This window comes from Streptomyces sp. NPDC048277 (assembly GCF_040652235.1).
Taxonomy (GTDB): Bacteria; Actinomycetota; Actinomycetes; order Streptomycetales; family Streptomycetaceae; genus Streptomyces.
This window is the reverse complement of sequence record NZ_JBEZLQ010000015.1, coordinates 13226-30206: the sequence shown is the minus strand read 5'-3', so window position 1 is coordinate 30206 and position 16981 is coordinate 13226. Positions and strand designations below refer to the sequence as shown.

At 71.8% G+C, this 16981-nt stretch carries 14 protein-coding genes; 6 read left to right on the top strand and 8 right to left on the bottom strand.

The features are described from left to right. Positions 1–76: 76 nt before the first annotated feature. From AB0D85_RS29815 to AB0D85_RS29800, 4 genes are all read right to left on the bottom strand, one after another. Entirely contained in the window at positions 77–805 is a 729-nt protein-coding gene (locus AB0D85_RS29815) for an SRPBCC domain-containing protein (protein ID WP_362326791.1), read from the bottom strand. Positions 806–846: 41 nt separating this feature from the next. Next, a complete protein-coding gene (locus AB0D85_RS29810) occupies positions 847–2481 on the bottom strand; it encodes a polyamine aminopropyltransferase (RefSeq protein WP_362326788.1) in 1635 nt (544 codons plus the stop codon). Positions 2482–2576: 95 nt separating this feature from the next. Next, positions 2577–3107: a DUF2617 family protein gene (locus tag AB0D85_RS29805; protein WP_362326785.1), complete on the bottom strand. Its 531-nt coding sequence runs from the start codon at positions 3105–3107 to the stop codon at positions 2577–2579. A gap of 327 nt (positions 3108–3434) precedes the next feature. Further along, entirely contained in the window at positions 3435–3722 is a 288-nt protein-coding gene (locus AB0D85_RS29800; protein WP_362326782.1) for a hypothetical protein, read from the bottom strand. A gap of 139 nt (positions 3723–3861) precedes the next feature. On the opposite strand from AB0D85_RS29800, the gene AB0D85_RS29795 reads away from it, so the two are divergent. From AB0D85_RS29795 to AB0D85_RS29785, 3 genes are all read left to right on the top strand, one after another. Next, entirely contained in the window at positions 3862–5052 is a 1191-nt protein-coding gene (locus AB0D85_RS29795) for a pyridoxal phosphate-dependent aminotransferase (RefSeq protein WP_362326779.1), read from the top strand. A gap of 156 nt (positions 5053–5208) precedes the next feature. Beyond that, complete coding sequence (locus AB0D85_RS29790) at positions 5209–7194, top strand: Ig-like domain-containing protein (protein ID WP_362326776.1); 1986 nt, start codon at positions 5209–5211, stop codon at positions 7192–7194. Positions 7195–7418: 224 nt separating this feature from the next. Next, positions 7419–8477, top strand: coding sequence for a hypothetical protein (locus tag AB0D85_RS29785; protein ID WP_362327314.1), 1059 nt, complete (start codon positions 7419–7421; stop codon positions 8475–8477). A gap of 8 nt (positions 8478–8485) precedes the next feature. On the opposite strand, the gene AB0D85_RS29780 is transcribed toward AB0D85_RS29785, so the two are convergent. From AB0D85_RS29780 to AB0D85_RS29770, 3 genes are all read right to left on the bottom strand, one after another. Beyond that, entirely contained in the window at positions 8486–9013 is a 528-nt protein-coding gene (locus tag AB0D85_RS29780) for a YbjN domain-containing protein (RefSeq protein WP_362326773.1), read from the bottom strand. 135 nt (positions 9014–9148) lie between these two features. Next, on the bottom strand, positions 9149–11761 hold the full coding sequence (clpB, locus tag AB0D85_RS29775; protein WP_362326769.1) for an ATP-dependent chaperone ClpB: 2613 nt from the start codon (positions 11759–11761) through the stop codon (positions 9149–9151). Between the two features lie 395 nt (positions 11762–12156). Then, positions 12157–12453: a (2Fe-2S)-binding protein gene (locus AB0D85_RS29770; protein ID WP_046730465.1), complete on the bottom strand. Its 297-nt coding sequence runs from the start codon at positions 12451–12453 to the stop codon at positions 12157–12159. 310 nt (positions 12454–12763) lie between these two features. On the opposite strand from AB0D85_RS29770, the gene AB0D85_RS29765 reads away from it, so the two are divergent. Genes AB0D85_RS29765 through AB0D85_RS29755 form a run of 3 tightly spaced genes read left to right on the top strand, consistent with a single transcriptional unit; the run spans position 12764 to position 15785 of the window. After that, on the top strand, positions 12764–13795 hold the full coding sequence (locus tag AB0D85_RS29765; protein ID WP_362326766.1) for a helix-turn-helix transcriptional regulator: 1032 nt from the start codon (positions 12764–12766) through the stop codon (positions 13793–13795). Then, positions 13792–14814: a helix-turn-helix transcriptional regulator gene (locus tag AB0D85_RS29760; RefSeq protein WP_362326763.1), complete on the top strand. Its 1023-nt coding sequence runs from the start codon at positions 13792–13794 to the stop codon at positions 14812–14814. Before AB0D85_RS29765 ends, AB0D85_RS29760 begins: the two co-directional genes overlap by 4 nt. Positions 14815–14840: 26 nt before the next feature. After that, on the top strand, positions 14841–15785 hold the full coding sequence (locus AB0D85_RS29755; protein ID WP_362326760.1) for a helix-turn-helix transcriptional regulator: 945 nt from the start codon (positions 14841–14843) through the stop codon (positions 15783–15785). Here the strand turns inward: AB0D85_RS29755 and AB0D85_RS29750 are convergent. Beyond that, entirely contained in the window at positions 15748–16800 is a 1053-nt protein-coding gene (locus tag AB0D85_RS29750) for a helix-turn-helix transcriptional regulator (protein ID WP_362326757.1), read from the bottom strand. The two genes, AB0D85_RS29755 and AB0D85_RS29750, sit on opposite strands and share 38 nt — an antisense overlap. Positions 16801–16981 lie beyond the last annotated feature (181 nt).

The window sequence follows — 16981 nt, the reverse complement described above, 5'->3', positions numbered from 1 at the left end:
AAGGCGCGTCGAGTTTTGGCTGCGGGTGGGTGGGGGCTGGTCGCGCAGTTCCCCGCGCCCCTATGGGGCGCTTCACTCACCGTCGCCTGCGCAACGCCCTCGTCACCACGATCGCCGACGCCAGTGCCAGTGCCGCCGCCGGTGCGGCCCAGCGGAGTGCTGATGCCGCCGCCACCGTCTGCGGGGCCGGGACCGGGGCGTACCGGCCCCTCGGTGGGGCGTGGTCGACCTCCTCCGCGCTGCGGCCGATCATCGTCCGGCGGGCGTGGGCCGCCTCGGCGAAGATCTCGGGGAGGGGCTCCGGCTCCGGTTCGGGTTCCGGCGCGGGCGCGGGCGCGAGGGACGGTGGCGGGACCTCGGTCTCGAAGACCGACGCCGGGGGCGCCTCCTCGCCCAGCCCCTCCACGAAACGGTTGAGCAGCCTCGTCGCCGCCGACTCGACCGCCTCCGGCGGCAGTTCCGCGGCCCGCCCGCCGACGGAGGCCGTACCGGTCACCGTGACCGTGCAGCCGCCCTCGTCGGTGTCGGCGAGGCGGAAGGTGAGCGCCAGCTTCACCGTGCCGGTGCCGCGTGCCTCCGCCGCATCTCCGTCGACCGTGTACGAACCGTCGTCGTGGGCGCTGACACTCAGGGAGCCCCGGTAGGTGATCGAGTGGCTGCCGATACGGACCTTGAGGCGCCCTGTGCCGGGTTCGGCGCCCGCGTCCTGCTGGAGGCCGGGGACCGCCCGGGCGACCCGCGCGGGGTCGGCCAGCGCCTCTCTGAGCCGCGCGCTCGGGGCCGGTACGTACACCTGGTGCTCCATGCCGGTTGAGCCTACCCACGAGTCGGTCCGGCACACCCTCCTCAGTAGCGCGGATGCACCAACGTGGACGGCGGCAACGCCGTCGCCGGCATCTCCAGCGCGTCCCTCCGCAGCGCCTGCCGGGTCAGGGTCCGCAGTCTCGGCCCGTCCGCCGGCAACCGCAGGGGCGGCCGGCCGGGGCCCGTCGCGGCCAGGACGAAACCCCAGTCGTGCGGGTCCCCGGACTCGCCGGCCGAGCGGTCGGGGCCCGGGGCGAAGCCGGCGTCGTGGCCGAGGACCCGGTAGGGGGTCGTGGCCAGGCCGGCGGCGCGCAGGGTGGCCGCGACCGTCCAGAAGGCGCGGGGGCGGGCCTGGACCGGGCCGGCGTGGACGACCAGGCGGCCGCCCGGGGCGAGGGCGCGGCGGGCCAGGCCGTAGAACTCCTGGGAGTACAGCTTGGTGCTGGCCGTGATGCCGGGGTCGGGCAGGTCGGCGATGACGACGTCGTACGCGGCGCGCGGCGCTGTCCGGCGCAGCCAGCAGAAGGCGTCGGCGGTGAAGACGTGGACGCGGGTGTCGTCGTACGCGTGGCCGTTGAGCGCGGAGAGGGCGGGGTCGTGGCGGGCGAGGCGGACCAGGCCCGCGTCGAGTTCGACGACGTCGACCCGCTCGACGCCGGGCTCGCGGAGCACCTCGCGCGCGGCCATGCCGTCGCCGCCGCCGAGGATGAGCACGCGCGCGTGCGGGCCGCTCATCGCGGGGTGGACGAGCGCTTCGTGGTACCGGCGTTCGTCGCGGCCGCCGGCCCTGAGCCGGCCGTCGAGGAAGAGGTCGAGGGGGCGGCCGTGGGTGCCGCCGGTGAGAACGACCTCCTGGACGTCTGTCTGGAGGGCGACCCGGACGTCGTCGCCGTAGACCGCGTGCCGTGCGGCGCGTTCGAAGTCGTCGACGAGGACGGCGGCGGAGGCGAGCAGGCCGAGGACGGTCACGTCGACGACGAGGAGGGTCCAGCGGGCCCGCCGGGAGAGGTCGCGCCGGAACAGGCCGAGGACCAGGGCGCCGCCGGCCGCCACGTTGACGGTCCCGGTGAGCAGGGTGCCCGTCAGCTGGCCCAGGAGTGGCAGCAGCAGAAAGGGAAAGGCCAGGCCGCCGACGAGCGCGCCGACGTAGTCCGCCGCAAACAGGTCGGCCACCGCGCCGCCCGCGTCCTGGCGGCGGATGCGCTGGATGAGCTCCATGAGGAGGGGCACCTCGGCGCCGATGAGCAGGCCGATGGCGAGGGAGAAGGCGACGAGGAGACAGCGCGGTCCGGCGGCCCACAGGCCGCCCCAGTCGCCGGTCCAGGCGAAGACGGCGTACAACGCCATGGCGCTGCAGCCGCCGACCAGCGCCAACGCGGCCTCCACCGCGCCGAATCCGGCCGCCGCGTGCCAGCGCAGCCGCTTCGCGCCGAGCGAGCCGACACCCATCGCGAAGACCATCACGGAAAGGACGACGGAGGCCTGGGTGACCGAGTCGCCGATCAAGTACGAGGCGAGGGCGACGAGTTCGAGTTCGTACACCAGACCGCAGGCAGCGCAGACGAAGACGCACGCGAGGACCAGGAACCGTCCCGTCCCCGGCCGCACGGGCAGCGGCGCCGGGGTGCCCCAGGGCGGCGGTGTGCCGGGAGGGGCGGGTGCGTGCGGATCGATCACTCTGCGACGTTACGTCACTCGGTCGGTACGCTTCGTCACCCACACGTGTGGATCTGGACCGCCTTGACGGGTCCGGGGTTTATGTCATCCGGACGTCAGCCGGCGACGGGCCGGCGCGCCGGAACCCGTACGCCGACCCTGGTCCGGGTCGCCACCAACTGCCCGTCCTGCGGGTACGCGTGCCAGGTCCGCCAGTGCACCTGGCCCTCGTGCCGCTGGGCCAGCATCGCCGTGAACGCGTACGGGCTGCCCGGGAAGACACCGGCGAGGCCGTGCGGATGCTCGGACACCAGGGCCAGCAACTCCTGGGCGCGGCCCGCGAAGGAGCCCGGTGACAGCACCTCGACACGGGCCGCGAACTCGTACTCCCAGTCGCCGTTGCGCTTGGCGACCCCGAGCGGCAGGGGGGTGCTGGAGCCCGGGATGCACGCCACCGTCTCCGAACAGCCGCCCCGCTCCTCCTCCAGGAGCACCTGGTGGGACGCGCCGAGCAGTCTCAACTGCAGCTTCGCCCCCGTCAGTTCCAGATCGAGGGTGGCCAGGGCGGGCAGCGGCTCGCGCCCCAGGGCCCAGGCGAGGTCGGCCGCGCGCGTATCGGTGTAGGAGGTGTGAAGGGTCGTGAGCATGGATCGGCTCCGCTAACACGCAAAGGGGGGAGTGTGGTCCGGCGCGCCTCGGTCGACACCGGGAGATCGGCCCGGCCGGCCCAGCCGGGGAGGGGTGTCGTCAGGACGTCCGAGGCGCTGCTTTGGTGATTTAGAGGGAATCATGAACTGTGGCGCCGCCACAGCGTTTTTACCCAAGTTCGTGGGGTTTCCATCCCTCAGAGGGCTCCACAGCTCAACTGTTCAACCATGTCGTGCGCCGGACATCGCCCGGCGTGCGCCGGGGCGCCCGCGAAGAGCTCCCCCGCTCTCCCGCCGGACGCCCCGGTTCCCCCGGTCCCCCCGGGTTCAGTTGCCGCCGCCGCAGCCGCCCCCGCCGCACGAGGAACCGCCGCCGCAGGAGGAGTGCCCGCCGCCGCAGGAGTGCCCCCCGTGGCTGTGACCGCCGCCCCCGCCGTGTCCGCCGTGCGAGGACGACGAGCCGGAGTCCCCGGCCCACCAGCTGCCGGAGCTGTCGTAGCCCGAGGACCCGCCCCGGCCGGACGCCCCCTTGACCCGTCCGCCCCTGCGGACCGCGGTCCCGACGATCACGAAGCAGACGATCGCGGCCGCCACCACGATGAAGACGATGCCCATGGCGTCACCTTCTTTCCGTTCGCTCGGAGCGACCCCCCGTGGGCGCCCCGGCCGCCGCGTGAGCGCGGCGTGAACGGGGGATGCCCGGCCGTCTCGGCAGCCAAAGCAGAGTTGAGGAACTCCAGAGCTTGGGCGCAGGATGGCCGGCATGACCTCCAGCGCACGCCCTCTCCTCAATCGCCGGCTCGCCGAGTTCGGGACCACGATCTTCGCCGAGATGTCCGCCCTCGCGCTCAGCACCGGGTCCATCAACCTGGGCCAGGGCTTCCCGGACACCGACGGCCCCGAGGAGGTCAGGGAGGCCGCCGTGCGCGCGCTGCGCGAGGGGCGCGGCAACCAGTACCCGCCGGGCCCGGGCATCCCCGAGCTGCGCGGCGCGATCGCCGCGCACCAGGAACGCCGGTACGGGCTGTCGTACGACCCGGACGCCGAGGTCCTGGTCACGGCGGGCGCCACGGAGGCCATCGCCGCCGCCCTGCTGGCCCTGCTCGAACCCGGTGACGAGGTCGTCGCCCTGGAGCCGTACTACGACTCCTACGCGGCCTGCATCGCGATGGCCGGCGGTACGCGCGTGCCCGTCACCCTGCGCCCGGACGGCGGCGCCTTCCGCCTCGACCTGGACGAGCTGCGCGCCGCCGTCACCCCCCGCACCCGCCTGCTCCTGGTCAACACCCCGCACAACCCGACCGGCACGGTCCTCACCCGCGCCGAGCTGACCGCGATCGCGGAGCTGGCGGTGGAGCGCGACCTGCTGGTCGTCACCGACGAGGTCTACGAGCACCTGGTGTACGACGAGGCGGAGCACATCCCCCTGGCCACCTTCCCCGGCATGCGGGAGCGCACGGTCACCATCGGGTCGGCCGGCAAGACCTTCTCCTTCACCGGCTGGAAGGTCGGCTGGGTGACCTCGACGCCGGAGCTGGTCACGGCGGTGCGCTCGGCGAAGCAGTTCCTGACGTACGTGAGCGCGGGTCCGTTCCAGTACGCGATCGCCGAGGCGCTGCGGCTGCCGGACTCGTACTTCGACGGCATCCGCGCCGACCTCCGGCGCAAGCGCGACCTGCTCGGCGACGGGCTGCGGACGGCCGGGTTCGAGGTCTACCAGCCCCGGGGCACGTACTTCATCACCACCGACATCCGCCCCCTCGGCGAGAAGGACGCCTACGCGTTCTGCCGCGCGCTCCCCGAACGCTGCGGTGTCGTCGCCATCCCCAACTCCGTCTTCTACGACGACCCCGAAGCCGGCCGCAGCCAGGTCCGCTTCGCCTTCTGCAAGCAGGACGGCATCCTCCAGGAGGCGGCCGACCGCCTGCGGCGCCTGGCGGCCTGAACCGGGGAGGGGGCGGCGGGCTTCTTGACACCCGGTGGGAGTCCGTTCAAGATCTTCACGCCGCTGCCACGCCGGCCGCCCACTCCCCGCCCATACGCAGTGACCTGGGGATTGTCCGCGCTCCGCCGAGCCAGGGGCAGGCCCAGGAGGAGAGACGTGGGTATATCCCGAGCTGTCAGATCGTTCGCCGTCACCGCGAGCGCCGCCGTGCTGTGCGCCGTCGCGGACGGCACCGGTGCCGTGATCACGTTCGACGGCATGTCCTCGGACGCCGGAGGGGACGGCACGGTCAGCGCCGGGCAGACGGTCACCGGCACGACGGATGTCACCTTCACGGTGCACGCGGACCCGGACGACGAGCCGACCGCGGCCGTGGTCAGCATCGCCGGCGGCACCGAGTACCAGGGCACCGGCACGGTCAAGCAGACCATCGCCCTGAACCCGGGCGACTGCCTGCCCTCCTGCACCCTGCACGCGACCCTGGACACCGCCGCCACCCAGCAGTTCGGAGGCGCCACGAACGGGGTGGCCGCACCGCTGGTGAACGACGGCGCGAACACCGTCCACATCGAGGTGGACAGCCCCCGCCCGCGGACCGTCACGGCCGACGCGGCCGTCACGGTCGACAACGGGCGGCCGGTCGTCACCCTGCCCGACCTGCCCGGCGAGGACGCCTGGACCACGTACAAGCCCGTGGGCCTGTCCGCGGACGGCGAGTTGTCGCTGCGCGCCACCGCGACCGGCGACAACGGCGTCTCCCGTGTCCGGTACTTCAGCTCCGGCAAGGTCTGGCCCGCCCCGGTCGACCTGACCGCCCCGGACAGCGGCGCGACATGGACCACCACGCTGGACACGAGTGCCGTCCCGGCCGGCCTGTACGCCGGAGGCGTCTACGTCGTGGCCTACGACAAGGACGGCCGCGCGGGTTCCCCGGTCCGGGCCGACACCGTGGTCGACCACGGCTTCACCGTCACACCGAAGCTCGGCACCGTCGTCCACCCGGACGAGGGATCGGTGAACGTGACCTACGCCTATCCCTCGCCGCTCGACAAGGCGTTCCCGTCCAACCTCAACTACGCCTACCCGGTCGGCACCACCGTGTCGCTCGACGGGAAGGTCCAGGCGACGACGCCGGTCGACGCCTACACCTACCAGGGAAACACCAAGGGCTTCGTCGCCGACCTCGGCACGCTCCCCTACGGCAGCCACACGCTGACGTTCGACACGGTCGACAACCGCGGCGCCCACGGCCGGACGGACCTGCCGGTCCAGGTGGTGTCCGAGGTGACGCCGGCCTGGACGGACGGCTTCCAGGACTTCCCCGTGGCGGGCAGCAGCCGGACGTACGCCGCCACGACCTCCGCCGACGACGGCGTCAGCCGGGCCGAGCACTGGACCCTCGACGTCGACGGCACGGCGTTCGCCACCGGCAGCTATCCCGCGCAGCCCTCCGGCACCTGGAAGACCACGACCACCGGGGTGCACTACGTCACGCTGACCATCGTCTCCCAGTACGGCGACACCACCGTCCGCACCGTGCCGATGCGCGTCCTGGCCGCCACGACGACCCAGCTGACCGGCCCGGCCACCAGCGCCTACGGCGGCAAGGCGACCTTCACCGCCACCGTGGCGCAGACCGGCGCCCAGCCCGCGGCCGGCGCCAAGGTCGGTTTCCAGTACAAGCGGGCGGGCACCACCACCTGGAAGACCCGGGCGACCGTCACCGCGGACAGCACCGGCAAGGCCACCTACACCACGACCGCCCAGTACAACGGCGCCTGGCGCGCCGTCACCGCGGCCAAGAACCTGACGTGGGCGTCCTCGACCAGCAAGACCCTGGCCTCGCACGTCAAGGCCGTCCTCACGGTGAGCAGGCCGGCCGCCAGGGCGGTCCACGGCAAGGCCGTGTCCTACACCGCGCTCAGCTCCCCCTACGTCAAGGGGACCGCACTGCGCTTCCAGGCCCGCCAGAAGGACGGCACCTGGAAGACCCTCACCAGTGCCGCCCTCTCCACCGGCGGCAGCGCCACCGCGAAGATCGCCTTCTCGCGGGCGGGAACGTGGACGCTACGGGTCTACCGCCCCGGCACCACCGATCTGACGGACACGTACTCCTCGTCCTGGACGGTCAAGGTCAGCTGACCCGGGGGCCGCGGTCACGGCTCGGGTAGGTGGCAGCGGGCCCACCTACCCCATCGGGCGCACATTTCTCGCACATCACCGCGATCCCCCTGCACTGTGCGAATGTGAGCCACGCGAGCACCGCCCTAGCCCCGCCCGTCGCACAGCAACCCGGCACCCGGCTGTCCCTCGTCACCGCGGGCGGGTTCGCCGTGGGGCTGTTCGCCGCGGCCCGGCTCACCGGCATGACCGTGCTCGCGCTGGTCGCCTGGGCGGGCGGCGGGCATCCGCTGACCCTGCTCGGCCGGTCCTGGGACTCGGTCTGGTACCTCGGCATCGCCACGCACGGCTACGGCCGCACCCTGTACTTCGGCGCCGACATCATCCACAGCGACCTGGCGTTCTTCCCGCTCTACCCGGCCCTGATCCGGACTCTGACGGCCGTGACACCGCTGAGCGGGGCGGGCGCGGGGCTCCTGGTGGCCTGGGCGGCCGCCGGGGTCGCCGCCGCCGGCATCTACGCGGTGGGCGCCCGGCTGCACGGCCGCGCCGTGGCCACCGCGCTGGTGCTGCTGTGGGGCCTGCTCCCGCACTCCGTCGTGCTGTCCATGGCGTACACGGAACCGGTCCTGACCGCCTTCGCCGCCTGGTCCCTGTACGCGGTCCTGGCCGGGAACTGGCTGTGGGCGGGCTCCCTGGCCGCCCTCGCGGGCCTGTCCCGCCCGAACGGCTTCGCGGTCGCGGTGGCCGTCCTCCTCGCCGCCGCCTGCGAGCTCCGCCGCACCCGCGGCCGGGTTGCCCACAGGCTGTGGACGGGCGCGGCGCTCGCCCCGCTCGGCTGGACGGCGTACGTCCTGTGGGTGGGCCGGCGCAGCGGGAACCGGCTGGGCGGCTACTTCGACGTGCAGCGCCTGTGGGGCTCGCGCTTCGACTTCGGCCGGGGCTCGCTCCGGTTCGTGCGCGGCCTGCTCCTGCACGGCGACCGCTTCGTCTTCCCGATGACGCTGGTGATCGTGGCGGCGGCGGTGGTCCTCTACGCCCTGCTCGTCCTGGACCGGGCCCCGCTCCCGCTCCTCGCCTACACCGCCGTACTCCTCCTGATCACCCTCGGCGGCTCCGGCTTCTTCGAGTCCAAGCCCCGCTTCCTGCTCCCGGCGTTCCCGCTGCTGCTGCCCCTGGCCCGGGCGCTGGTGCGCACGGCGAGAGCCCGGCCCTGGCACGCGACCGTGGTGGTCGCGGCCCTGGCCGGGCTCTCGTTCGGCTACGGCGCGTACCTGGTCGTATACGCGCGCACTCCGCTGTAGAGGACCGACTACTCGTCGTCCTCGGGCTTCTCGGCCTCGTTGACGGCCTCCTCCAGGCCGAGCTGCTCGACGAGCCACTTGTCGAACTCGATCGCGGCCCGCACCCAGCTGACCGTGGACGACACGAAGTGGTTGATGTCGACGCCCGTGCCGATCAGCATCTGCGCCTCACCGATGAGGCGGACGGTGCCGTCGTCGTGGGTGTGGGTGTAGACCTTGGGCCACAGGGTCCGCCGGTTCCAGTCGTCGATGGACTCGAGCAGCTGCGGCTTCTCGTCGATCTTGTGGGGGCGGTCGTAGAACGTCCGCACCGAGAAGACCGCCTGCTCGTCCTCACCGCGGAACATGAAGTACGTACGGAACTGCTCCCACGGCGCGGCGAGGTCGCCCTCGTCGTCGATGACGTACTTGAGCTCCATCTGGTCGAGGAGCTGCTTCACGAGATCCTGATCCGGGACGACGGGGCCCGCCGGTCCTTGGGGCTGCGGCTCGGGCTGGCCCCCGAAGTTCGGGATCGAGGACGGGTCGATGGACACCTTGATTTCCCTTCGTCTGGACCCCGCCATCCTCCCTCATACGGGGAGGGGGGCCGCAACCCCGGCCCGCCCTTCAGCCGTGGGCTGACAGGATCCGTCCGGGTGCGCTCCGGTCCGCAGCGCACCCGGTCGGTGTCACAGCGTCTTCGCGGGCTTCTCCTGCTCCGTCACCGGTCCCACGATCAGGCCGTCCCCGAACGCGTCCACGCGGATCGTGTCGCCGTCCTTGACCTCGCCGGCCAGGATCTCCTTGGCCAGGCGGTCGCCGATGGCGGTCTGGACCAGGCGGCGCAGCGGGCGGGCGCCGTACGCCGGGTCGTTGCCCTCCTCGGCGAGCCAGGCCAGGGCCTCCGGGGTGATCTCCAGGGCGAGCCGGCGGTCGGCCAGGCGCTTGGCGAGGCGGTCGATCTGGAGCCGGGCGATCCGGGCCAGTTCGTCCTTGGCCAGGGCGGAGAAGACGACCAGGTCGTCCAGGCGGTTGAGGAACTCCGGCTTGAAGGACTGCCGGACCGCCTCCAGGACCTGCCGCTTCTTCTCCTCCTCGCCGAGGACCGGGTCGACCAGGTACTGGCTGCCCAGGTTCGAGGTGAGGACCAGGATCGTGTTGCGGAAGTCGACCGTGCGGCCCTGGCCGTCGGTGAGGCGGCCGTCGTCCAGCACCTGGAGCAGGATGTCGAAGACCTCGGGGTGGGCCTTCTCCACCTCGTCCAGGAGGACGACCGTGTAGGGGCGGCGGCGGACCGCCTCGGTGAGCTGGCCGCCCTCCTCGTAGCCGACGTATCCGGGCGGGGCGCCGACCAGGCGGGCCACGCTGTGCTTCTCGCTGTACTCCGACATGTCGATGCGGACCATCGCCCGCTCGTCGTCGAAGAGGAAGTCGGCCAGCGCCTTCGCGAGTTCCGTCTTGCCGACGCCGGTCGGGCCGAGGAAGAGGAAGGAGCCGGTGGGGCGGTCCGGGTCGGCGATGCCCGCGCGGGAGCGGCGGACGGCGTCGGAGACCGCGCGTACGGCCTCGGTCTGGCCGATCAGACGGCGGCCCAGCTCGTCCTCCATCCGGAGCAGCTTCTGGGTCTCGCCCTCCATCAGCCGGCCGGCCGGGATGCCGGTCCAGGCGGCCACCACGTCGGCGATGTCGTCGGAGCCGACCTCGTCCTTGACCATGGTGTCCTTGGCGGTCTCCTCCTCGGCCTCGGACGCGGCCTCCAACTCCTTCTCCAGCTGCGGGATCTCGCCGTACAGCAGCTTGGAGGCGGTGTCGAAGTCGCCGTCGCGCTGGGCGCGTTCGGCGGTGCCGCGCAGTTCGTCGAGCTTCTCCTTGAGCTCGCCGACCCGGTTCAGGGACTGCTTCTCGCGCTCCCAGCGGGCGTTGAGGCCGCGCAGGTCCTCCTCCCGGTCGGCGAGGTCGCGGCGCAGCTTCTCCAGGCGCTCCCGGGAGGCCGGGTCGGTCTCCTTCTCCAGCGCCAGCTCCTCCATCTTCAACCGGTCGACGGAGCGCTGGAGTTCGTCGATCTCGACCGGGGAGGAGTCGATCTCCATGCGGAGCCGGGAGGCCGCCTCGTCGACGAGGTCGATCGCCTTGTCGGGGAGGAAGCGGGAGGTGATGTAGCGGTCGGAGAGGGTCGCGGCGGCGACGAGTGCGCTGTCGGCGATCTGGACCTTGTGGTGGGCCTCGTAACGGCCCTTCAGGCCGCGGAGGATGGCGATGGTGTCCTCGACCGTCGGCTCCGCCACCAGCACTTGCTGGAAGCGCCGCTCCAACGCCGGGTCCTTCTCGATGCGTTCGCGGTACTCGTCGAGGGTCGTGGCGCCGACCATGCGCAGTTCGCCGCGGGCGAGCATGGGCTTGAGCATGTTGCCGGCGTCCATCGCGGAGTCGCCGCCGGCCCCCGCGCCGACGACCGTGTGCAGCTCGTCGATGAAGGTGATGATCTGCCCGTCGGAGTCCTTGATCTCGGCGAGGACGGTCTTCAGCCGCTCCTCGAACTCGCCGCGGTACTTGGCCCCGGCGACCATCGCGCCCAGGTCCAGCGCCACCAGCCGCTTGTCCTTCAGCGACTCGGGCACGTCCCCCTTCACGATCCGCTGGGCGAGCCCCTCGACGACGGCGGTCTTGCCGACGCCGGGTTCGCCGATGAGCACGGGGTTGTTCTTGGTCCGCCGGGACAGCACCTGCACGACCCGGCGGATCTCCTGGTCCCGTCCGATGACCGGGTCGAGCTTGCCGTCGCGGGCGGCGGCGGTGAAGTCGGTGCCGAACTTCTCCAGCGCCTTGTACTGGCCCTCGGGGTCGGCGGTGGTCACCCGGCGCCCGCCGCGCGCCTTCTGGAAGGCCTCCACCAGCTTCTTCGCGGTGGCGCCCTGCCGGTCGAGCACCTCGCCGGCCGCGCCGCCCTTCGCGGCGATGCCGATGAGCAGGTGCTCGGTGGAGAGGTAGTCGTCGCCGAGGTCCTTGGCGCGTTCGCCGGCGTCGGCGAGCACCGCGAGCAGCTCGCGGTTGGGCTGCGGGGGCGCGACCGTGGAGCCGGTCACACTGGGCAGCGCGGCCAGTGCGCGCTCGGCGCCCTGGCGTACGGCGGCCTGGTCGGCGTCGACGGCGGCGAGCAGGTCGGTGATGTTCTCGTTGTCCTGCCCGGCGAGCAGGGCCAGCAGCAGGTGGGCAGGCGTGAGGTCCGGGTGCCCCATGGTCACGGCCCGGTTGCTGGCCGCGTTGATCGCGTCCCGGCTCCTGTTGGTCAGCTCGGCGTCCACGTTCGCGTTCTCCTCCTCGGCGTCGTACGACTGACTCAGCCAACGTACACAAAGTTGAGTCTATTCCACTCAAGGTGGAGTCGGGAGCTCTTCCGGTACGCATGAACCCTTCCGCACCGGACGAGGAGTGTCAGCGTTTCTGGCCGGAACGCCACCTGCGCACCCTCACGACGCCGCGCCCGGACGGGACACGGGGGCGGCACGGGGGCGGGTGCGGGGGCCGGGGTGACCACCCCGTTCTACCGACGGGTTTCAGCCACCGTGCCGTCTGGCCGGAACCGGCCGATACCCGGAAATGTCCCCAGAAAACTGCAGCGGCGTCACCGTGTTCAGGTCACGGTGACGCCGCTGCGGGGGGAAGCACCTGAGCGATCTTTTACGACGGGGGAATCGCGTCAGGCACTGCGGGGGGTGGCCGAGATGGTCCTCACGTCGGGCACCTCCGGCTCAGCCAGCCGGTGGTCCCGTTGGTCCAGGTTCACAAAGATCATTCCGTACCGGACGGCACAGCGCACGGGCTGCGGCGCGCCACGGGGCTTGCGCAGACACCGGTAAGCCCGGACGTCCTCGTCCTCGTCCCGCGTGACGACGACCGGCTCACCGAAGACGGTCACCATCAGCGAGTCACCGCTGTGGGGGATGGCGGTGACCAGGTCGATGAAGTGCCAGCCGCTGCGGTAGGCGGTAGCCATCTCGCGGCGGAAGGATCGGTCGTCCGGTGGGGTGGTCACGTCAGCTCCCAGCTCAGTCTGCCGTACTTGCGTTGACAGCCACGGCAGGCCATTCGGTGATCGCCTGCACGTCACTCTTCGCACCAGAGGTACCACCGAGTACCCCCAGGACCACCAGGGCGGAAAAGGCGGCGCCGAGCACCGAGCGAAGCAGTCTGTTACGCATTGTCGGCTTCGTTCCTCACTTGAAGGTCCCCTTTTCCCCCGTCAGGTACGACGATGGCTCATTCGGGCACGTGGTGGCCACAGGATCAGTGCATCATGTTCCTGCATGTTCAGGACCCTGGGGGGTGGAGATTTGGCAACTAAGCGGGTGAAAGCGACACATCCTCATCCGGTGACCGAGCTGTGCGACGAAGGCAGTCGCCTTTACGCCACCGCTCTGCGCTCGGGACGTGTCGCCCGCACGGACGCGGAGGCCGCTCCCTGTCTGATGGAACTCGCCCTCCTCCACCCGGACCCCGACGATCCCGCCTGGCTGCGCCCGGTTCCGCCGGTCGTCGCGCTGACCCGCCGGCTCAACCCGATCGAGCGCGAGATCACCGAGCGCCGGCAGATGTCGATCGAGCTCGCGCAGATATTCGAGCCGTTCATGTCGATCGGCACGGAGGTGAGCACTCCCGGCGATGCCATCACCGTCCTGGAAGGCGGCGACCGGATCAACGCGGCGCTCAACCTTGCCACTTCCCAGGTCCGGACCGAACTGGTCACGGTGCAGCCCTCCGACCGCATCTCGGAGAGCAGCCTGCTGAAAGGCCTGGAGCGCGACCGGGCCCTGGTCGAACGCGGTGTGAAGATCCGGAGCCTGTACCAGCACACGGCCCGCTACAACCCGGAGAAGCTGGCGTACTCGGCCCAACTCTCCGACGGCAAGGTCGAGTACCGCACCATCGACGAGCTGGTCGAGCGGCTGATCATCGTCGACCGGGCGATCGCCTTCATCCCCGCCCGCGACGACCAGAGGATCGCCCTGGAGCTCCGTCACGAGGGCCTGATCCGCTATCTCCTGAAGGTCTTCGAGTACCTGTGGGACCGGGCCGTCCCGATGAGCATCGGCGGCCCGTACTCGGCCGACTCCGAGGGCATCACCGAGATCCAGTACTCCATCGCCAAGCTCCTGGTGGAGGGCCATGTCGACGAGGCCATCGCCCGCCGGCTGGGCATGAACGTACGGACGTGCCGCGCCCACATCGCCAAGCTCGCCCAGGCCCTCGGCAGCGGCAGCCGCGCCCAACTCGGCTATCTCATCGCCCAGTCCGGCATGCTGGACCAGACGATTCCGGGGGCGGGTGGCCCCCGGTGACCCGTGCCCCGCACGGCGAGCACGGCATCGAGGACCTGTGCGCGGAGGGCACGAAACTGTACGCGCGCGCCTTGCGCGAGGGCCACATCACCGCTCTGGACGCCGCCGGGGCCCCCTGCCTCATCGACCTCGGCCTGCTCCACCCCGCGCTGGACGACCTCGACCGGCTGGAGCCCGTCGCCGCGGCGCTCGCCCTGAACCGGCTCCTGCGCGGCGCCCGCGCCCGCGCGGCCGAGGAATGGCAGCTGGAGCAGCGGTTGGTGGAGCTCTTCGAACCACTGTTGACCATCGAGCAGCGGTCGGACACGGCGGCGGACTCCCCGGCTCTGCGGCTGCTGAGCAGCACCCGGCGGATCAACCAGGCCATCGACGAGGCCATGGCCGAGGCCATGGCCGAGGCCCGGGACGAGGTCCTGTGCATCCAGCCGCACGCCGGTCTGGTGGGCGAGCGCGGCGAGACCGCCCAACCCGCCGCCCACGCACGCGACCAGGCGTTCCTCGACCGCGGCGGCCGTTTCCGCACGCTCTACCAGCAGACCCTGCGTCATGTGCCGACCGTGTACGCCTATACCGAGGAACTGAAGGGCGACAACGTGGCCCGCGGTCTCGACGAGGTCCCCGACCGGCTCCTCGTCATGGACGGGGCAGTCGCCTTCCTGCCCGCCAACGACGACGGCACCCTGGCCCTGGAGATCCGCCACCCGGCCCTGGTCAAGTACCTCGCGACCGTCTTCGAGCGCTTCTGGCGCCTGGCCACGCCGATGTTCCCCAAGACCGAGCAACGCCCCAGCCTCAACGGCGTCACGCCCCGTCAGCAGGCCATCGCGGCCCTCCTCGTCGAAGGCCACACCGACGCCGTCATCGCCGACCGCCTCGGCATGAACATCCGCACCGCCCGCGTCCACATCGCCAAACTCGCCGCCACCCTCGGCAGCGACAGCCGGGCCCAACTCGGCTATCTCATAGGCCGGTCCGGGATCCTGGAACAAACGCCGTTCGACGAGGGCGGCCCGCACTGACGCACGCCGACCACACCATCGAGCAGTTGTGTACAGCGGGTTCGGAACTCTACGAACAGGCCCTGAGCGAGGGCCACATCTCCGCCGCGGCCGCGGCGGACGCCCCCTGCCTCACCGAGTTCGGCCTGCTTCATCCGGCCCTCGACGACCTCGACCGGCTGGAGCCCGTGGCCCCCGCGCTCTCGCTGAACCGGCTGCTGGGCGCCACCCGAGCCCGTATCGCCGAGGAACACCGCCGGGAGGACCGGCTGGTGGACCTGTTCGGACCGTTGCTGCGGATCGACGGACAGACCGCGCCGGACAGCCCCTCGCTCCATCTGCTCAGCGGTACCAAGCAGATCAACAGGGCCATCTCGGAGGCGCTGGTGGAGGCAACCGTCGAGGTCATCGGCATCCAGCCGCACGCCGGTCTCGTCGGCCGGCGCGGCGAGACCGCCCAGCAGCTCTCTCTCGCCCGCGACCAGGCCTTCCTCGACCGCGGCGGCCGTATCCGCACCCTCTACCAGCATTCCCTGCGCCATCTGCCGAGCGTCCTCACCTACGTCGAGCAGTTGAAGGGCGACAGCACGGGCCGCAGCCTCGACGAACTCCCGGGCCGCCTCATCGTCATCGACGAAACGGTCGCCTTCATCCCGGCCGACGGCGACGGCACCCTCGCCCTGGAGGTCCGCCATCCCGCGGTGATCACGTTCTTCATCAAGACCTTCGACCGGTTCTGGCAGCTGGCCACCCCCATGTTCCCGAAGCCGGAGCACCGCCCCACCGTCAACGGCGTCACCCCCCGCCAGCGCGCCATCGCGGCCCTCCTCGTCGAGGGCCACACCGACGCCGTCATCGCCGACCGCCTCGGCATGAACATCCGCACCGCCCGCGACCACATCGCCCGCCTCGCCACCACCCTCGGCAGCGAGAGCCGCGCACAGCTCGGCTATCTCATCGCCCGGTCCGGGATCCTCGATCGGGAAGACTGACCACGGCCGGCGAGCCGCTCGCCCCGCCGGGCGGCCGGTCCAGCCCGACCTGCGCTATCCGCACCCCCAGTTGGGTACGGCTGGCCGCGCCCAGGGTCTCCGAGAGACGGGCGATGTGGGCGCGGCAGGTGCGCACGCTGATCCCCAGGCGCTCCGCGATCACCGCGTCCTGGTGGCCCTCCGCCAGCAGCGCCGCGATGGACTGCTCCCGGTGCGAGATGCCCTCGATGCCGGTGTCGGGGAGGGCGGCGGTGAGCGGGATCGCCAGCCGCCACAGCCTCTCGAACACCGTGACCAGGTACTCGACCAGGGCGGGGTGGCGCAGTTCCAGGGCCATCGTGCGGTCCGCGTTCGCGGGGATGAACGCCACCGTGCGGTCGAAGAGGATGAGCCGGTCGATGACCTCGTCGAGCGTCCGGGCCTCCACCGCGTCGCCCATCAGCTCCAGGTAGTTGAGCAGGCCCTGACCGTGCCGGGCGACATGGGTGTAGAGGTCCCGCATCCGCACGCCCCGGCCGCGCAGGGCGACGGCCCGGTGCAGGCCCTCGGTCAGCTCGGACTCCCGGCGGATACCGCCCGGCTGCACGGTCAGCACCTCGGCCGTGCACGCCTGGGTCGCCTCGTCCATGGCCGCCTGGATCCGTGACAGCCCGTCAAGGACCCGGATCGCCGCCGTGCCCTCGGCGGAGGCCGAGACCGCCTGCAACTGCCGTCCCAGACCGGCGTACCACTCGAACGCCGCGACCGCCGCGCCCACCCGCCGCTGGCTGTCCGTGACCTCGTCGTGGACCCCGCGCAGCAGCCGGGTCATGACCTCCTGCGGGGAGGTCGGCACCAGCCAGTCCATGTCGTCGGGGTCCGGGTGCAGCAGCGCCAGCTCCAGCAGACAGGGCACCGCGTCGGCGTCCGTGCGCGGTACCCGGCCCCGGCGCACGGCCCGGGAGTACACACGGTCCCCGGCGGCGCACAGCCGGTCGGCACCGTGTGGATGCTCCTCCGCCCCGTGCCCGGCCATCGCCCATTCCACCCCCGGTTTGCTGCCTCTTCCGCAGCGCAACTATGAGCGGTCCGGACCGGGTCCGCAACACGGCTTCCCCCGCACCGGGCGTCGTAATGCACCGGTGCGCCCGGGTATCGTCCGGCCTCCGCAGGCCGCACTGCAACAAGATGACGGTGGTGGGCGAGGGGTGCGGGCG

What these genes read in the sequence shown, in the direction of transcription:
- AB0D85_RS29815 (WP_362326791.1), bottom strand. Translation starts at nt 805, where the DNA reads ATGGAGCACCAGGTGTACGTACCGGCCCCGAGCGCGCGGCTCAGAGAG.
- AB0D85_RS29805 (WP_362326785.1), bottom strand. Translation starts at nt 3,107, where the DNA reads ATGCTCACGACCCTTCACACCTCCTACACCGATACGCGCGCGGCCGAC.
- AB0D85_RS29800 (WP_362326782.1), bottom strand. Translation starts at nt 3,722, where the DNA reads ATGGGCATCGTCTTCATCGTGGTGGCGGCCGCGATCGTCTGCTTCGTG.
- AB0D85_RS29795 (WP_362326779.1), top strand. Translation starts at nt 3,862, where the DNA reads ATGGCCGGCATGACCTCCAGCGCACGCCCTCTCCTCAATCGCCGGCTC.
- AB0D85_RS29785 (WP_362327314.1), top strand. Translation starts at nt 7,419, where the DNA reads ATGACCGTGCTCGCGCTGGTCGCCTGGGCGGGCGGCGGGCATCCGCTG.
- AB0D85_RS29770 (WP_046730465.1), bottom strand. Translation starts at nt 12,453, where the DNA reads ATGGCTACCGCCTACCGCAGCGGCTGGCACTTCATCGACCTGGTCACC.
- AB0D85_RS29765 (WP_362326766.1), top strand. Translation starts at nt 12,764, where the DNA reads ATGTTCAGGACCCTGGGGGGTGGAGATTTGGCAACTAAGCGGGTGAAA.
- AB0D85_RS29750 (WP_362326757.1), bottom strand. Translation starts at nt 16,800, where the DNA reads ATGGCCGGGCACGGGGCGGAGGAGCATCCACACGGTGCCGACCGGCTG.